General features: G+C 73.3%; 15 protein-coding genes and 1 tRNA gene. 10 read left to right on the top strand and 6 right to left on the bottom strand.

What is annotated here, in order from left to right; all coding sequences use genetic code 11:
• Positions 1–356 precede the first annotated feature (356 nt).
• Positions 357–1,217 carry a bifunctional DNA primase/polymerase gene (locus ACFWN1_RS24285; RefSeq protein WP_384365662.1) on the top strand — a complete coding sequence of 287 codons (861 nt, stop codon included), beginning with the start codon at positions 357–359 and terminating at the stop codon, positions 1,215–1,217.
• Positions 1,218–1,381: 164 nt separating this feature from the next.
• Here ACFWN1_RS24285 and ACFWN1_RS24290 read toward each other — a convergent pair whose 3' ends face one another.
• Positions 1,382–1,792, bottom strand: coding sequence for a hypothetical protein (locus ACFWN1_RS24290; RefSeq protein ID WP_384365665.1), 411 nt, complete (start codon positions 1,790–1,792; stop codon positions 1,382–1,384).
• A 319-nt stretch (positions 1,793–2,111) separates the two neighbouring features.
• On the opposite strand from ACFWN1_RS24290, the gene ACFWN1_RS24295 reads away from it, so the two are divergent.
• Positions 2,112–2,507, top strand: a complete 396-nt coding sequence (locus ACFWN1_RS24295; RefSeq protein WP_384365668.1) for a VOC family protein — start codon at positions 2,112–2,114, stop codon at positions 2,505–2,507.
• Between the two features lie 130 nt (positions 2,508–2,637).
• The gene (locus ACFWN1_RS24300; RefSeq protein ID WP_384365671.1) at positions 2,638–2,997 is read left to right on the top strand and encodes an ASCH domain-containing protein; all 360 of its coding nucleotides are present in this window, start codon (positions 2,638–2,640) and stop codon (positions 2,995–2,997) included.
• Positions 2,998–3,060: 63 nt separating this feature from the next.
• Here ACFWN1_RS24300 and ACFWN1_RS24305 read toward each other — a convergent pair.
• A tRNA-Ser gene (locus ACFWN1_RS24305) sits at positions 3,061–3,147 on the bottom strand.
• Positions 3,148–3,217: 70 nt separating this feature from the next.
• On the bottom strand, positions 3,218–4,639 hold the full coding sequence (locus ACFWN1_RS24310; RefSeq protein ID WP_384365674.1) for a S1C family serine protease: 1,422 nt from the start codon (positions 4,637–4,639) through the stop codon (positions 3,218–3,220).
• Positions 4,640–5,074: 435 nt separating this feature from the next.
• Between ACFWN1_RS24310 and ACFWN1_RS24315 the strand changes: the two genes are divergently transcribed.
• The 3 genes from ACFWN1_RS24315 (at position 5,075) to ACFWN1_RS24325 (ending at position 7,694) form a co-directional block, all read left to right on the top strand.
• Positions 5,075–5,893, top strand: coding sequence for a glycerophosphodiester phosphodiesterase (locus ACFWN1_RS24315; RefSeq protein WP_384365677.1), 819 nt, complete (start codon positions 5,075–5,077; stop codon positions 5,891–5,893).
• 56 nt (positions 5,894–5,949) lie between these two features.
• Entirely contained in the window at positions 5,950–6,585 is a 636-nt protein-coding gene (locus ACFWN1_RS24320; protein ID WP_384365680.1) for an ATP-binding protein, read from the top strand.
• 137 nt (positions 6,586–6,722) lie between these two features.
• Complete coding sequence (locus ACFWN1_RS24325; protein WP_384365683.1) at positions 6,723–7,694, top strand: DUF5926 family protein; 972 nt, start codon at positions 6,723–6,725, stop codon at positions 7,692–7,694.
• Positions 7,695–7,898: 204 nt separating this feature from the next.
• Here the strand turns inward: ACFWN1_RS24325 and ACFWN1_RS24330 are convergent, their stop codons facing one another.
• Both ACFWN1_RS24330 and ACFWN1_RS24335 read right to left on the bottom strand, forming a co-directional pair.
• On the bottom strand, positions 7,899–8,480 hold the full coding sequence (locus tag ACFWN1_RS24330; RefSeq protein ID WP_384365686.1) for a hypothetical protein: 582 nt from the start codon (positions 8,478–8,480) through the stop codon (positions 7,899–7,901).
• A 55-nt stretch (positions 8,481–8,535) separates the two neighbouring features.
• A complete protein-coding gene (locus ACFWN1_RS24335) occupies positions 8,536–9,201 on the bottom strand; it encodes a bifunctional DNA primase/polymerase (protein ID WP_384365689.1) in 666 nt (221 codons plus the stop codon).
• Positions 9,202–9,804: 603 nt separating this feature from the next.
• Here ACFWN1_RS24335 and ACFWN1_RS24340 point away from each other — a divergent pair.
• Positions 9,805–11,181 (top strand): PP2C family protein-serine/threonine phosphatase, encoded by a 1,377-nt coding sequence (locus ACFWN1_RS24340; protein ID WP_384365692.1) that lies wholly within the window; start codon positions 9,805–9,807, stop codon positions 11,179–11,181.
• A 129-nt stretch (positions 11,182–11,310) separates the two neighbouring features.
• Positions 11,311–12,789: an aminopeptidase P family protein gene (locus ACFWN1_RS24345; protein WP_384365695.1), complete on the top strand. Its 1,479-nt coding sequence runs from the start codon at positions 11,311–11,313 to the stop codon at positions 12,787–12,789.
• 62 nt (positions 12,790–12,851) lie between these two features.
• Here ACFWN1_RS24345 and ACFWN1_RS24350 read toward each other — a convergent pair whose 3' ends face one another.
• Complete coding sequence (locus ACFWN1_RS24350) at positions 12,852–13,304, bottom strand: ATP-binding protein (RefSeq protein WP_384365698.1); 453 nt, start codon at positions 13,302–13,304, stop codon at positions 12,852–12,854.
• A gap of 207 nt (positions 13,305–13,511) precedes the next feature.
• On the opposite strand from ACFWN1_RS24350, the gene ACFWN1_RS24355 reads away from it, so the two are divergent.
• Together ACFWN1_RS24355 and ACFWN1_RS24360 are read left to right on the top strand one after the other, a co-directional pair.
• Positions 13,512–14,339 (top strand): hypothetical protein, encoded by an 828-nt coding sequence (locus ACFWN1_RS24355; RefSeq protein WP_384365701.1) that lies wholly within the window; start codon positions 13,512–13,514, stop codon positions 14,337–14,339.
• A 145-nt stretch (positions 14,340–14,484) separates the two neighbouring features.
• Positions 14,485–15,172: YcnI family protein (locus ACFWN1_RS24360; protein WP_384365703.1), on the top strand; the 688-nt coding region annotated here is incomplete at its 3' end.

Consider the following 15,172-nt stretch of genomic DNA (forward strand, 5'->3'; position numbering starts at 1 on the left):
CCGAAGTGCCGGCCGCGCCGCTGTCATGACCCCGAAGCACACCCCGGCGGAGCCCCTCCCCAGGGACCCCGCCCCGGGCTCACCGGAGAGGTCCGCGGTGACTGCTGTCCATCTCTTCCTCCTGAACCAACTGTTCTTCGAGTCCGGGCGGTTGGCGACCCACCCCGACTCCCTCCGCGACGTCGCACCCGAGTACTGCCCGCCGCGTTCCGCGCCAATCTCTCCAGAGGCTCCGATTACCACGCAAGCGTGATGACAAGTCGATAAACCCCCATCGCTACTTTTCTTCCACTTCTTCGCACACCGGACAGCCATGCCCACTTTCCACACCCGAACATGTGTACGACTATGGAGTCATGGCCACCTCCGACCGGCAGGCCACGACGCCGGCGCTCGCCCACGCGCTGTCAGCCGCCGAGCGCGGTCTGGCCGTCATCCCCCTGTCCCGGCGGAAGCTCCCGGCGCTGCGCTCCCCGCACCGGGCCGACCCCGCGCGTCCGCCCTGCCACGGTGAGTGCGGCCGCTTCGGGCACGGGGTGCACGACGCCTCCGCGGACCCCGCCCGCGTGCGCGCGCTGTTCGCCGCGGCGCCTTGGGCCACCGGGTACGGCATCGCCTGCGGGCTGCCCCCGCACCAGCTGATCGGCGTCGACCTGGACGCCAAGCCGGGCACGGACTCCCCGGCCGCGCTGCGCGCCCTGGCCGTGCGGCACGGGTTCACCGTCCCTGAGACGGTCGTCGTCCTCACCCCGAGCGGCGGCCGCCACCTGTGGCTGACCGGCCCGCCCGACGTGGCCGTCCCCAACTCGGTGAGCCGGCTGGCGCCCGGCATCGACATCCGGGGCGCCGGCGGCTACCTGGTCGGCCCCGGCTCACGCGGCACGCGCGGTACGTACGTGACGGCGCCGGGCACGGCCCGGCTCCGCCCGGCGCCCTGTCCCCCGGCCCTGCTGCACCTGCTCCTGCCTCCGCCGCACCGCCCTTCGCGGGCCTCCGCCGCCGGCGGGGGCGCGGCCCTCGTCCACTTCGTCCGCACCGCGTCCGAGGGCGAGCGCAACACCCGTCTCTTCTGGGCGGCTTGCCGAGCCTGGGAACAGGGCATGGGGGCCGCGCTGGCGGGGGCGCTGCTGGATGCGGCGCTGGACACCGGGCTGCCCGAGCCGGAGGCGCGCGCGACGCTGGCCTCGGCGGCACGGCGGGCGGGAGGCGGGAGCTAGGGGTGGGCCAGGGGGTCTCCCGGGGGCCCGTTCGACTCGCCGGCGGGGGCGCCGCCGCCGCTACGGGCGTGCCACGTCGGCCGCGTGCTCGCCCGCCGGGAGGACGCCGAGACCCGGGGCGACCAAGGCGACCAAGGCGACCAAGGCGACCAAGGCGACCAGGGTCAGCATCTCGGAGAACGAGGCTCCGGACGGGCCCTTCGGCACCGGGCGGCCCGAGGGGTGCGGTCCGGGGTGCGGTCCCGTTCGAAGGCGGCGGAGGTGACCGCCGGGTACTGCACGACGGGGTGGTCCGCGAGCGCCTTGAGCGACACGGACTCCTCGCCCGCGAGAGGATGTCGGGCCGGGACCCGCCCCTCCCCCGTCAGCACGTCCACGGAGCCGTCGAGCAGGCTCGCGCGCGAGTCGGAGAGCCGCGCCTCCCGCACGACGGACCGGCACTCGGGGTGCCGCCCGCGGAACAGCCCGACCGCCTTCAGCGGCGCGAGGGCCGTCCACTCCCCGAGGAAGGCGACGTGCGGTTCCCCGGTGATCCCACGGCTGGCGTCGGCGGCCCGGCGGAGCGCGTCCGCCATGCCGTCGACCAGGGGGACGAGGTCGCCGGCGAGCCGTTGCCCGACCGCGGTGAGCCGCGCACTCCTGCTGGTCCGCTCGAACAGCGGACCCCCGATCCCCCGCTCCAGCCTCCGGTCACCTGGCTGACCCGCTCGGCGGTACCCCCGAGGTGCAGCTCCTGCGCGAGTGTCAGGATCGACTCGGTCTCGATCCGTTCCCGCACGCGTTTCCCGGGCGTTCAGTCGGGCTCAACGACCCTAGGAAGATCAGCACTTGATGGGTCCCCGGCCCCGGCGGATCGTAGAAGCGTCCCCGCTCCCACCACCTCCGGAGGAAAAAGTGACCGCGCCGCACGTCAAGGCATTCGACCACCTGGTCCTCAACGTCGCCGACGTCGAACGCTCCCTGGGTTTCTACACGACACTGCTCGGCCTGCACCCCGAGAACGTCGACGAATGGCGGGCCGGCGAGGTCCCCTTCCCCTCCGTCCGCATCACCCCGGACACCATCATCGACATCGTCGAGGGCGCCCGCCGCGACTCCAACGTCGACCACTTCTGCCTGGTCGTGGACCCCCTGGAGTGGACGGAGGTCATCGCCTCCGGCCGCTTCACCGTCCTGGAGGGCCCGGTCCAGCGCTCGGGCGCGCGGGGCGAGGCGACGTCGGTCTACGTCCAGGACCCGGACACCAACACGATCGAGCTGCGCTGGTACCCGCAGGACGCGAAGGCTTAGCCCCGGGCACGCGGACGGGGCGCCTCGTCGGTACGGGCGTAGCGTCCTCCGCTCGTACTCGGCCGGTGAACTCGGCCGGTGAACTCGGTCGGCTCATGTCCACCGCGACAGCTGGGAGCGTTCCCGCCCGATGACGGAGACAGCCGCCGCGCGCTTCCGCGAACTGAACCTCTACCGCCGATACTTCGACCTCGTCGCCGCCGGCCGGAAGACGATCGAGGTACGGGTGAAGTACCCCCACCTCGAAGACCTGGCCGCCGGCGGCGTCATCCGCTTCCGCATCAAGGGCACGGACGAGACCTGCGACGTCCTGGTGAGACGGGTCACGGAGTACAGGTCGTTCGAGGATCTGCTCGACGGGGAGGGCCCGGCGAACGTCGACCCGGCCTCCGCCCGCGAGCGGCAACTCGCCCGCATCCGCGAGATCTATCCGGCGGAGAAGGAAGCACTCGGCGCGCTCGCCATCGAGATCGAGCTACTGCCCCGGTAGGCCCGCCCCCGACACGGAAGGGGTGCCCCCGACGAGGGGCACCCCTTCTGTTCACTACCTCTGCGGAGGCGGTGGGATTTGAACCCACGGTGACATCGCTGCCACGACGGTTTTCAAGACCGTTCCCTTAGGCCGCTCGGGCACGCCTCCCCGCAGCCGCCCACCTGGGGCGGAGCGGGGTACAGCGTACCGGGAGAGGGGAGTGGGCGGGGGAACCGGCTCAGCTGTCGCCCACGCGGGAGCCCAGGGTCAGGTCGACGGTGTGCCGGTCGCCGCCGCGGGTGTAGGTGACCTGGACCTTGTCGCCGGGCTTGTGGGTCCAGATCTCGCCGATCAGGGTGGGGCCGCTGTCGATCACGGAGTCGTCCAGCTTGATGATGACGTCGCCCGGCTTCAGGCCGGCCGCGGCGGCGGGGCCGCTCGGCTCGACCGCGGCCGCGCCGCCCGTGCCCTGGTCGGTGATCTTCGCGCCGTCGGTGGAGTCCTCCAGGGAGACCGAGGCGCCGATCTTGGCGTACACCGGCTTGCCGTTCTTGATCAGCTGCTGGGCGACGTACTTGGCCTGGTTGATCGGGATGGCGAAACCGAGGCCGATCGAGCCGGACTGGCCGGAGCCGAAGCTGCCGCCGCTGGTGGACTGGATGGCGGAGTTGATGCCGATCACCGCGCCGGAGGCGCTCAGCAAGGGGCCGCCGGAGTTGCCCGGGTTGATCGACGCGTCGGTCTGCAGGGCGCTCATGTAGGACGCCTTGCTGCTGGAGCTGCCGTCGCTGGAGGCCACGGGGCGGTTCTTGGCGCTGATGATGCCGGTGGTCACCGTGTTGGACAGCCCGAAGGGGGCGCCGATGGCGATCGTCTCGTCGCCCACCGCGACCTGGTCGGAGTTGCCGAGGGAGAGCGGCTTGAGGTCGGAGGGGGCGTTCTTCAGCTTGATGACGGCCACGTCGTAGCCCTGGGCGTGGCCCACGACCTCGGCGTCGTACTTGCGGCCGTCCGGGAAGGTGGCCGACAGCTTGCCGCCGTCGACCGCCTCGGCGACCACGTGGTTGTTGGTGACGATGTGGCCCTGGGTGTCGAAGACGAACCCGGTACCTGTACCGCCCTCGCCGCTGTTGTTCTCCGCCTCGATGGTCACCGTGCTGGGCAGCGCCTTGGAGGCCACGCCCGCGATCGTGCCCGGCGCCCTCTTGACCTGGGCGGCGCCGTTGTCGGCGGCGTTGACGGTGGTGGAGCCCTGGCCGTCGTGGTCCTTGGCCAGGGTGTAGCCGAGGCCGCCGCCCAGACCACCCGCGACCAGCGCGGCCACCAGCACCGCGGCGATCAGCCCGCCGCGCCCATCGCCGGCCGGCTTGGGCGCCGGCTGCTGGTAGGAGGCACCCCAGCCGCCGCCCGCGCCACCCGCGCCGGCGTCGCCGTAACCCGGCGTGCCGGGCGGCGGCGGGGGCGGCCAGGAGCCCTCGGGCGCGCCGTAGGACTGCGTGGCGCCGGGTCCGTACGGATGCTGCTCCGGCGGGCCGGGGGGCACCGGCGGAAGCTGAGCCGTCGCACCCGCGTCACCCTGCGGGGGAGCGGGAGATGCCACCGGCACAGGAGGTGCGGACGGGGCGGGGGGTACCGCGTTGCCCTCGTTCTCGGTGCTCACAGCTCTTCTCTCCTCGATCCACGGCTGATGTCGTCGGTCACGCCCGGTCGCACCCGACCATGGTCGGTCGCCACCGGTCACTTCGCGTCACATACGGATCACATGTGGGTCACATAAGAGTCCGTACGGGTCGCTTCGGTTCATGGTCGGTCATGCCCGTGGCCGCGCGCATGCCCGTCACCCGAGACGCACGGACCGGCGCGAGCGGACCGCGCATGGTCCCGCGTGTGTTCCTGTTGTACGCACTCAGCTTTTCCCACGGGCCGTCAGGGCACCGTAAGCGGTCCCTGTGGGTTCGTGAGCACTCTTTATATAAGACTTCTCAGGCAAAAGTCAGATAAGTATGCGCGCAGGCCCGCGCAGTGGCGCGTCCCTCCCCGGCGCATGCCTCCTCGCACGCCCCGCACAACCCCAGGTCGGTGGCACCATGACGCGGTGACCCACGCACCACACCACACCGTCCAGGTCGTCGCCCACCGTGGAGCCTCCGAGGACGCGCCCGAACACACCCTCGCCGCCTACCGCAAGGCCATCGAGGACGGCGCGGACGCCCTGGAGTGCGATGTACGGCTCACCGCCGACGGACATCTGGTCTGTGTCCACGACCGCCGGGTGAACCGCACCTCCAACGGCCGCGGCGCCGTCTCCGCGCTGGAGCTGTCCGACCTCTCGGCCCTCGACTTCGGCTCCTGGAAGGGGCGCGCGGGCCGGGACGAGGAACCCGACTGGGAGTACCGGCCCGAGGACCGCGAGGAGACCTCGGTGCTCACCCTGGAACGCCTGCTGCGACTGGTCGCCGACGCCGGGCGCCGGGTGGAGCTGGCCATCGAGACCAAGCACCCCACCCGCTGGGCCGGCCAGGTCGAGGAACGGCTGCTCGACCTGCTGCGCCGGTACGGGCTGCACGCCCCCGCCTCCCCCGAAGCCTCCCCGGTCCGCGTGATGAGCTTCTCCGCCCGCTCCCTGCACCGCGTGCACGCGGCCGCCCCGGCCCTGCCCCTGGTCCTGCTCGCCCAGTTCGTCACGCCCCGGCTGCGCGACGGACGCCTCCCCGAGGGCGTCACGATCGCGGGCCCCTCGGTCCGTATCGCCCGCAGCCACCCCGCGTACGTACGGCGGCTCAAGGAGGCCGGCCACCAGGTGCACGTGTGGACGGTGAACGAGGCCGCCGACGTGGACCTCTGTGTCGAACTGGGCGTCGACGCCATCATCACCAACCGTCCGCGCGAGGTGCTGAGCCGCCTCGGCCGCTGACCGTCCCACGCCTCGGGGAGTGCTCCGGCGCGCTCGTCTCCCGCGAGGAACGGCGAGTGCGTCGCCGGAACGAGACTGGCCGGTTTCCGGTTCAGGCCGATGGGGCATCCACACCGTGGCGTGGGGCGAAGGAGGTCTCGGGGGTGGCGGTGGTGGTGGCACAGGAAGTGCCCGCGTCGTCGAGCATGGCCGTGGCTCACGGCCCGGCCGGCGTGGGGAAGGCGAGGCACCGGATGCGTGCGCAACTGCGCGGCGGCGGGGTCCCCGAACCGGTGGTGGACGACGCCGTGCTGGTGCTGTCGGAGCTGCTGAGCAACGCGTGCCGCCACGGGCGCCCCCTGGGCGGGACCGGGGACGGCGCGGTGCGCGCGGACTGGCGGATCGACCCGCGCGGACGGCTCATCGTGGAGGTCACCGACGGCGGCGGCCCGACCCGCCCCGCCCCGGCCACCCCCTCCGTCACCGCGCACGGCGGCCGGGGCCTGAGCATCATCGACGCGCTCGCCGACGACTGGGGCGTACGGGACGACGTGCCGGGCGAGGTCACGGTCTGGGTGGTGGTCCACGCGGACGTGCACGATCCCGATGCCGGCGGCCCTCGCGAATCCTTCGCTACGCGCGTCACCACGCCCGCACCGGTCGCCGCGCCGGTCGACCGCGGCTTCACGGACGCGTTCGAGATCCTGGACTGAACGGGCGGCCCGGAGGGAGCGGTTGTCCACAGGCACCGCCCGCCCTCGCCCGCGTCGTCCACAGGTTCCCGTCGCCCGTGGCCCGAACGACTAGGCTCCCGCCGTACGAGACCAGCCATTACCGGGAGACAGCCACGATGGCCAAGAAGCGACCCCAGACCAAGGGCAGGCGCCCGCAGCCGCACGGGGCCGAGGGCGAGGTTCCGGTCGTCGGCGCCCGCGAGGCGTGCCCCTGCGGCAGCGGCCGCCGCTACAAGGCGTGCCACGGCCGGGCGGCCGCGCACGCGGTGACCGAGCTGGTGCAGCGCCCGTTCGAGGACCTGCCGGGCGAGGGCGACTGGGTGGCGCTGCGCGAGCTGGTCCCGGCCGCCACCGTCGAGCTGACCCTGAAGGACGGCCTGCCCGCGGACGTCCCCTCGGTCACGCTGGCCACCGTGCTGCCGATGGCGTGGCCCGCGCTGCGCCGCGACGACGGCTCGGTGCTGCTGGGCCTGCAGAACGACACCGCCTCCGGCGACATCAGCCGTGACCTCGCCGACACCCTCCAGCGGGCCCTGGTCGCCGAGCCGGGCACCCCGGTGGAGGGCCGCCGCGCCCCCTCCGACGCGCCCCGGCTGCAGGACCTGCTGGACACCGAGGGTGCCTTCGAGCCGGTCGTGCACAGCGGCTTCGAGTTCTGGGTGCCGGACGCGGACAACGCCACGCCGGAGGTGGCCGCCTCCCTGGAGCGGGCCAACTCCGCCGCGATCCCCACCGTGAAGCTGTCGGGCGTGGACGCCGCCTACTGGTGCGAGACCCCGGAGAAGAACCACCTGCGCTGGGTCATGCCGCACGAGGAGGAGCACCTGCTGGACGCGCTGGCCCGGCTGCACGCGGCGGGCACGTCCAGCCTGGGCGAGGGCACCCGGCTGGTCGGCTCCTTCCGCGCGCACGGTCTGACCGTGCCGGTCTGGGACCTGCCGAGCGGGGTGGGCGCCGAGGAGATCGAGAAGCCGGCGGCGGAGTTCGCCGAGCGGCTGGCCGCGGCCCTCGCGGTCACCGGACCGCTCACCCCGGAGGAGCGACGGGCGCGCGGCGGTCTCACCAACCGGCAGGTCACCCTCAGCTGACCCGGACCGGCACCGCGGCACAGGTGACTCCTGTCACAACTCCTCGGAACCACAAGCGAATCGGTGTCCGAACGGGCCGGACCGAATTTGCGAACCGCCGATCTCTTGTTACCGTTCGAGCAGCCCGGTTGCTGGTGCATCCCCCGTCGCCAGCAACCGGGTCTTTCCATGCCCGCACTCCGTGGCGTCAGCCCTGGCTGATGCTCAACTCTGATTCATATGTGCGGAGTTGCTGCCCGAGCGGAGCAGCAGCGGGCCCTCGGTCCCGGCCGCGAACTCGGAGACGGCCGTATAGGCGGCCACCGGGCCCCGGGCCGGCTCACGGGGTGTCTCACAGGTGGCGGGAGCGTCGTCAGCTCCGATGGCGCACGTCGTGCGCACGGCTCGCCCGTCCGGCCCCAGCAGACTCAGGCCCGCGTCCACGGCCTCGCCGGTGGTGTTGCGGTAGTAGACCCGCGCCCAGGTGTCACCGCCCCGCGTCAGCGCACAGGTCTGCGCCTCCAGCCCGTCCGGTGAGGCGAGTTCGGGGCCGCAGCGGGCGGTGGTGATCCGGCCCGGCGAAGGAGTCGCCGAAACCGGGTGCGCGGACACGCGCCCCGCGGAGACCGCCCGGCCCACCCCGTCCGCCCGTTCCGCCCCGTCCGCCCGGACCACCCCCTCCACCGGCCCCGCCGACGCCACGGTCAGCGGCAGCAGCAGCGTGGCCGCCACGAGGGCCGTCAGGACGGAGGTGCGGAGCGGTCCGGCTACCGGCCCGTCCACACGGGGCCGGTGATTTCGCAGCATGGCCGGAAGATAACGAGCGCACCCGGCCGTCCGGCCCCACTCACCCCCGACACCCCTACAACTCGGGCGCGCTCACACCCGTACGAGTGAGGGCCTCGACCACCGCGTCCACCACGGCCTCCACATCGGGCAGCCACGGGGAGGCGGAGCCGGGCAGCGGGGCGCGCTCCCAGCGGACCTCGCCCGGACCGGTCGCGGAGGGCGGGAGGGCGAGGTAGCCGCCCTCGCCGTGGAAGCGGAGCGAGCCGGGGACGAAGTCCTTGGCGTACAGCAGTTCGCCCAACTGCTCCATGGAGTAGGGCTTCACGAGGATCGCCCAGCGGTGCGGGGCGGCGACGACGGGGCCGAGGCGCATGCCGCGCCGGTCGAGCAGCGCGAGCGCGCGGGCCCCGGCGGCGGCCGGCAGGCTGACCGCGCAGGGCGCCCGGCCGCCGGTGGCCAGGATGACCGGCGCGTCCGGCCGGCTGGTCCACCACCAGCGCACCATGCGGGCGTCGGTAGTGGCCGCGAGCAACTCGGGGTCACCGGGGTGGGCGCCGGGCACCGTACAGGCCGGGTCGGGGCAGGAGCAGCCGGCCGGGCCCTTCGGATCGGGGGCCGCGCCCGGCAGTACGGGCCACCGCCATGTCGCCGCGAAGGTCGTGGCCGCGTCGATCAGCGCCGGGCCGTCGTCGTCCCGCCGGGGCGGGAGCCCGCGTCGCCTTCCGAGGATCTCGCGCATGAGCGCTCGTTCCTTTCCGTTGCACCGCTGGCAACACCGTGGACATCACAACATGTGTGGATCACTTCACTGTGCGTACCTGTTGGCGCATCACGCCCCCGCGCACGGCGCGGGGTACCCCCAGGGGTGGAACATCGGACGCGTCCGACGTGCGGTTCTTCCGGAGCACGGACACGGACGGGGGTGGCGAAGTCTGGCGTTTGCCGTCGCGCGTGTTTCTCTCCGCCTCCGCCGCGGGAGGATGGGGCCCGGCCGTCGGTGATTATGACGTCCGGGTCCGTCGCCAGGTTCCGGGCGGCCTCCGGCCACCCCTGGGCTTCTCTCGAGTACGTACCCCCCACAACCGTGGTGACGCTCCGTCGAGCAGGGCCAGTCGACCGCAATGACGCTCCACCCGAGTCAGTTTCAAGCCAACTTGCCAGTAGGGCAAGGGGTTCCGGGCAATCCCTCCACGGCGCCGCCAACACCAGGAATCCCCGCAGGACAATGCTGGACATCTCCTCACGAGTCCGTGTACATGTGGAGACACTGCTGGCGGCGCAGAATCACCTGGGGGTTTGCGATGCTTTTCAGTAAGACGCACCGGTCCGAGAGCCGGAAGCCATGAACGCTCCCCACCCTCCGAAAGTGGCCGGAATCGATGCCACGGTTCCCACTCCGGCCCAGACTGTCGCGCCCGCACCCCCCGCCCCGGGAGCCGGTCCCGCACCGGACGCCCCGGCAGACGCCCCGCATCCCGCCGCCGCCCCGGACGCTCCCGGCAGCCTGCTCCAGGACCGGCTGGCCGGGTGGGTCTTCGACCTCACCACCCTCCATGAGCTGACCGAGCGGATGTGCGCGACCTCCGCGCTGGAGCCCGCACTTGAGGAACTGCTGCGCGCCGGTGCCGCCCTCGTGGGCGCCCGGCGCGGTCTCGTCGTGCTGGAACCCGGCGACGGACTCGGGCCCCGCACCACCGTCGGCCACGGCCTCGGCCGCGCCGACCTCGGCCACCTGGAGACCGTCCCCCGCGAGGCCCTGCTGACCAGCACCGCGGACCTCCTCGCCGAGCCCGGCCTCGACCCCCGCCACCGCGAGGTCGCCGCCCGCCTCGGCTACGCGGCCGGTCACGCCCTGCCACTGGCCACCGACCACGCCCTCCTCGGCGCCGCCGTCTGGCTCTACGACGAGCCGGCCGCCCCCGACGAACACCACCGGCAGCTGATCGGCCGTTACCTCCGCCAAGCCGCCGAACACCTCGCCCTGCTGCTGGAGGTGGAGCGCACGCGCGCGTACGCGGCGAACCTCACCGGGGAGCTGCTGCCCGCCCGGCTCCCCCGGGTCCCCGGTGTCCAGCTCGCCGTCCGGCACCGCACCGGCCCGCGCGGCGGCGGCGACTGGTACGACGCGCTGCCGCTGCCCGACGCCGCCCTCGGTCTCTCCGTGGGATCGGTCACCGGCAGCGGGCCCGGCGCCGTCGCCGCGATGGGCCGGCTCCGCGCCTCCCTGCGGGCGTACGCCGTGATGGAGGGCGAGGACCCGGTCGCCGTCCTCTCCGACCTGGAGCTGCTGCTGCGGCTGGCCGAGCCCGCCCGCTCGGCCACCGCCCTGTTCGCCTACTGCGAGCCCGCCGCGCGCCGGATCACGCTGGCCGGCGCCGGGCACAGCCCGCCGCTGCTGACCGGGGAGCGGCGCACCGAGTACGTGGAGACCTCCCTGTCCGCCCCGCTCGGCATGCTCGCCTGCTGGGAGGCGCCCAGCGTGGAGTTCCGCGTCGAGTCCGGCGAGACGGTTCTCCTCTACACCGACGGGCTGCCGCGCCGTACCGGCGAGCCCATGGACCGGGCCTTCGCCCGCCTGTACTCGGCCGCGGCGGGCGTGCCGCGGGCACTGCGCGGCGACCCGGGCGCCGTCGCCGACCATGTCCTCGCCACCCTCCTGCCGGGCGACACCGCCCACGGCGACGAGGACGTGGTGCTGCTGGCGGCCCGCTTCGACTGAGCACCGGCACGCACACGACCGGTCCGGTTTCGGTACGAACGTACGATGATGTGGGCACCCCCTGCCCGAGCATGGACGCGAGCGCCGCGTGCCTCTGGGGGAGATCTCACGCCGTACCGAGGAGGATCAGTGTCCGACGAGCTCAACCCGGCCGTTCCCGACGACGCCGACGAGGCCGCGGAGGCCGCGGCGCCCATCAAGCAGCGCAAGAACGGCCTCTACCCCGGTGTCTCCGACGAACTGGCGGAGAACATGCGCTCCGGCTGGGCCGACACCGAGCTGCGTGACCTGGCGCCGATCCCGCAGGCCGCCGACACCGCACGCCGTCGCGCCGCGCTGTCCGCCCGCTTCCCGGGCGAGCGCATGGTGATCCCGGCCGGCCACCTGAAGACCCGCTCGAACGACACCGAGTACGCCTTCCGCGCCGCCACCGAGTACGCCTACCTCACCGGCGACCAGACCGAGGACGGCGTCCTGGTCCTGGAGCCCGCCACCGGCGGCGGCCACGACGCGACCGTCTACCTGCTGCCCCGCTCCGACCGTGCGAACGGCGAGTTCTGGCTCTCCGGCCAGGGTGAGCTGTGGGTCGGCCGCCGCCACTCCCTCACCGAGTCCGAGGCGCTGTACGGCATCCCGGCCTCCGACGTCCGCGAGCTGGCCGGCGCGCTGCGCGAGGCCACCGGCCCGGTGCGGGTGGTGCGCGGCCACGACGCCGCGATCGAGGCGGCCCTGACCGACAAGGTCACCGCCGAGCACGACGAGGAACTGCGCGGCTTCCTCTCCGAGGCCCGCCTGGTCAAGGACGACTTCGAGATCGGCGAGCTGCAGAAGGCCGTCGACTCCACCGTGCGCGGCTTCGAGGACGTGGTGAAGGTCCTCGACAAGGCCGAGGCCACCTCCGAGCGCTACATCGAGGGCACCTTCTTCCTCCGCGCGCGCGTGGAGGGCAACGACATCGGCTACGGGTCGATCTGCGCCTCCGGCGCGCACGCCTGCACCCTGCACTGGGTGCGCAACGACGGCCCGGTCCGCTCCGGCGACCTGCTGCTGCTCGACGCGGGCGTGGAGACCCACTCCCTCTACACCGCCGACGTCACCCGCACCCTCCCGGTCGACGGCACCTACACCGACCTCCAGCGCAAGATCTACGACGCGGTGTACGAGGCCCAGGAGGCCGGCATCGCGGCGGTGAAGCCCGGCGCCAAGTTCCGTGACTTCCACGACGCCGCCCAGCGGGTGCTGGCCGAGAAGCTGGTGGAGTGGGGTCTGGTCGAGGGCCCGGTCGAGCGCGTCCTGGAGCTGGGCCTCCAGCGCCGCTGGACCCTGCACGGCACCGGCCACATGCTCGGCATGGACGTCCACGACTGCGCGGTCGCCCGCACCGAGGCGTACGTCGACGGCACCCTGGAGCCCGGCATGGTCCTCACCGTCGAGCCCGGCCTGTACTTCCAGGCCGACGACCTGACCGTGCCCGAGGAGTACCGGGGCACCGGCGTCCGGATCGAGGACGACATCCTCGTCACCGCCGAGGGCAACCGGAACCTGTCGGCGGGGCTGCCGCGCCGCTCCGACGAGGTCGAGGCGTGGATGGCGTCGCTCAGGGGCTGACGGCACGACGAAGGGGCCGGGCATCGCGCACGGCCCCTTCGCGAAGGACTGTGAAGGACCCCTCACGCCGTGAGCAGCGAGGGGTCCTTCTTCCACTTCAGCATCTTGTCGAAGCTGACCACGGTGCCGGTGCGGCCCGGCCGGCCGCCGATGTGGAAGTGGTCGGTCAGCTCCCGGATCAGACACAGGCCCCGGCCGTCCTCGGCGTCCACGCGAGCCATCCGGACGCCCGGGGTCTGCGGGGCGGGCGCGCCACCCGTACCCGAGTCGGCCACCTCGATGCGGCACTTCTCGCCGTCCAGATAGGCGGTCACCCGGTACGCCTCCGAGCGGTCCCCGTGCGCGGCGCCGCCGTGCTCCACCGCGTTGGCGCACGCCTCGGTCAGGGCCACGCAGATGTCGTAGGAGACATCGGGGTCGACACCGGCCGTCTCCATGGTGCCGATCAGCAGTCGCCGGGCGAGCGGGACGCTCGCGGCGTCGCGGCGCAGATGGAGTGACCACCAGATGCTCATGCTCCAGCCTCCCGGCCGCGGCTCGACATACCGATACGTATTGCCGTGCGTGAGCGCCCGTAAGCCCTCCGATGACGTGATGGCGCCCAAATGGCCGATGTACGCCGGGACGAATCGGGGTATGACCTACGCCCTGCCCGGCGTTGGCGCGATCCGGTGGCCCTGCCTCGGGGGTGCGGCGGGCGCAGTGCGATGATGAGCCCCGCCATGAGTGCCCCTCACCCGCGCACGGCGCGGCCCGGACCCCGTGTCCGGCTTCTGCGGGCCGCGGTCTTCGCCGCGGTCTGTGTCGTGCTGGCCGCCGCCGGGCACACCATGGCCTCCTGTGTGAACGTCCCCCTGTGGACGCTCGGCGCCGGGTTCGCGGGCTCCCTGCTGGTCATGGCGCCGCTCGCCGGCCGGGCCCGCTCGGTGCCCGCCATCGCGGCTCTCCTCGCCCTGGGCCAGCTGGCCCTGCACACGCTGTTCGGCCTCGGCCAGCACACGGCGGGGTCCATGGGATCGATGGGCGTCGCGCACCCGGGCGCGGCCGACGACGAGATGGTCCAGCGGGCCGCGCAGCTGCTGTGCGGCTCCGGCCCGGCCGGCCTCACCCCCGGCCACGCCTACCGGCTGCTGCTCGACGCGCGCCTCGTCGACGCCTCGGGCCGCTTCACGGACCACGCGTCCACCGGCGGGCACACCTACGACATGGCCGGCTCGTCGGGCGGCTGGCTGCCCTCGCTGCCGATGCTTCTCGGCCACCTCCTGGCGGCGCTCGCTCTCGGCTGGCTGCTGCGCCGGGGCGACCTGGCCGTGCTGCGGCTGATCGAGCTGTCGACGCACGGGGTCGCGGAGGGCGCACTCGTCCGCTCCCTGCGCGCCGCCCTCGCGCTGACCCGCGCCCTGTACGCCGGGCTGCTGCCCGCGACCGGGCCCGTCCCCCGCGTGCGCCGCACCGGCCGCGACGAGGCACCGGCACCGCAGGCCGCCGCGCTCCAGCACTCGGTGATCCGGCGAGGCCCGCCCGCCGACACGTTCCGCCTCGCCGCCTGACGCGACCACCGCTCCCGTACGTACGTGGAGGGGAGGGGCCGCCGTCGTGCGGCACGCGCGCGTGCGCTCTGCCACGGGCCACGCGCACCCCTCACCGTCACCGGTCTCAGCACCGGATCTCGCTCAAGAGCGGAGTTTCCCCAGCATGCAGATCTCCCGTACCGCCTCCCGTGTCACCGCCGCCGTCGCCGTGGCGGGCGCGACCGTCCTCGCCGTGTCGGTCCCCGCCTTCGCGCACGTCACCGTGCAGCCGGAGGGCACCGCGGCCAAGGGCGGCTACGCCACCGTGAACTTCAAGGTGCCCAACGAGCGCGACAACGCCTCCACCACCAAGCTCGAGGTCAACCTGCCGGCCGACCACCCGCTGGCCTCCGTCATGCCGCAGCCGGTGCCGGGCTGGAGCGTGAACGTCACCAGGACCAAGCTGGACAAGCCGCTCAGCATGCACGGCGAGAAGATCGGCGAGGCCGTCACCAAGGTCACCTGGACCGCCGACGGCAAGGGCATCGAGCCCGGCTACTTCCAGAAGTTCCCGCTCTCGCTCGGCGCGCTGCCCGAGGACACCGACCAGCTCGTCTTCAAGGCGATCCAGACGTACTCCAACAAGGAGGTCGTCCGCTGGATCGAGGTGCCGCAGGAGGGCCAGGATGAGCCGGAGAACCCGGCCCCGACGCTGGCGCTGGCCGCCGCTACGGACGACCACCACGGCACGGCGGCGGCCGCCGATGACGACGACGCCAAGGGCGACGCCAAGGCCGGCGACAAGAAGGACGCCCACCAGGAGACGGCCGCCGCCGCCGACTCCGACGGCACCGACACCACCGCCCGGGTGC

Source organism: Streptomyces sp. NPDC058459 (genome assembly GCF_042721685.1).
Classification (GTDB): Bacteria; Actinomycetota; Actinomycetes; order Streptomycetales; family Streptomycetaceae; genus Streptomyces.

What these genes read in the sequence shown, in the direction of transcription:
- ACFWN1_RS24285 (WP_384365662.1), top strand. Translation starts at nt 357, where the DNA reads ATGGCCACCTCCGACCGGCAGGCCACGACGCCGGCGCTCGCCCACGCG.
- ACFWN1_RS24290 (WP_384365665.1), bottom strand. Translation starts at nt 1,792, where the DNA reads ATGGCGGACGCGCTCCGCCGGGCCGCCGACGCCAGCCGTGGGATCACC.
- ACFWN1_RS24300 (WP_384365671.1), top strand. Translation starts at nt 2,638, where the DNA reads ATGACGGAGACAGCCGCCGCGCGCTTCCGCGAACTGAACCTCTACCGC.
- ACFWN1_RS24325 (WP_384365683.1), top strand. Translation starts at nt 6,723, where the DNA reads ATGGCCAAGAAGCGACCCCAGACCAAGGGCAGGCGCCCGCAGCCGCAC.
- ACFWN1_RS24330 (WP_384365686.1), bottom strand. Translation starts at nt 8,480, where the DNA reads ATGCTGCGAAATCACCGGCCCCGTGTGGACGGGCCGGTAGCCGGACCG.
- ACFWN1_RS24335 (WP_384365689.1), bottom strand. Translation starts at nt 9,201, where the DNA reads ATGCGCGAGATCCTCGGAAGGCGACGCGGGCTCCCGCCCCGGCGGGAC.
- ACFWN1_RS24340 (WP_384365692.1), top strand. Translation starts at nt 9,805, where the DNA reads ATGAACGCTCCCCACCCTCCGAAAGTGGCCGGAATCGATGCCACGGTT.
- ACFWN1_RS24350 (WP_384365698.1), bottom strand. Translation starts at nt 13,304, where the DNA reads ATGAGCATCTGGTGGTCACTCCATCTGCGCCGCGACGCCGCGAGCGTC.
- ACFWN1_RS24355 (WP_384365701.1), top strand. Translation starts at nt 13,512, where the DNA reads ATGAGTGCCCCTCACCCGCGCACGGCGCGGCCCGGACCCCGTGTCCGG.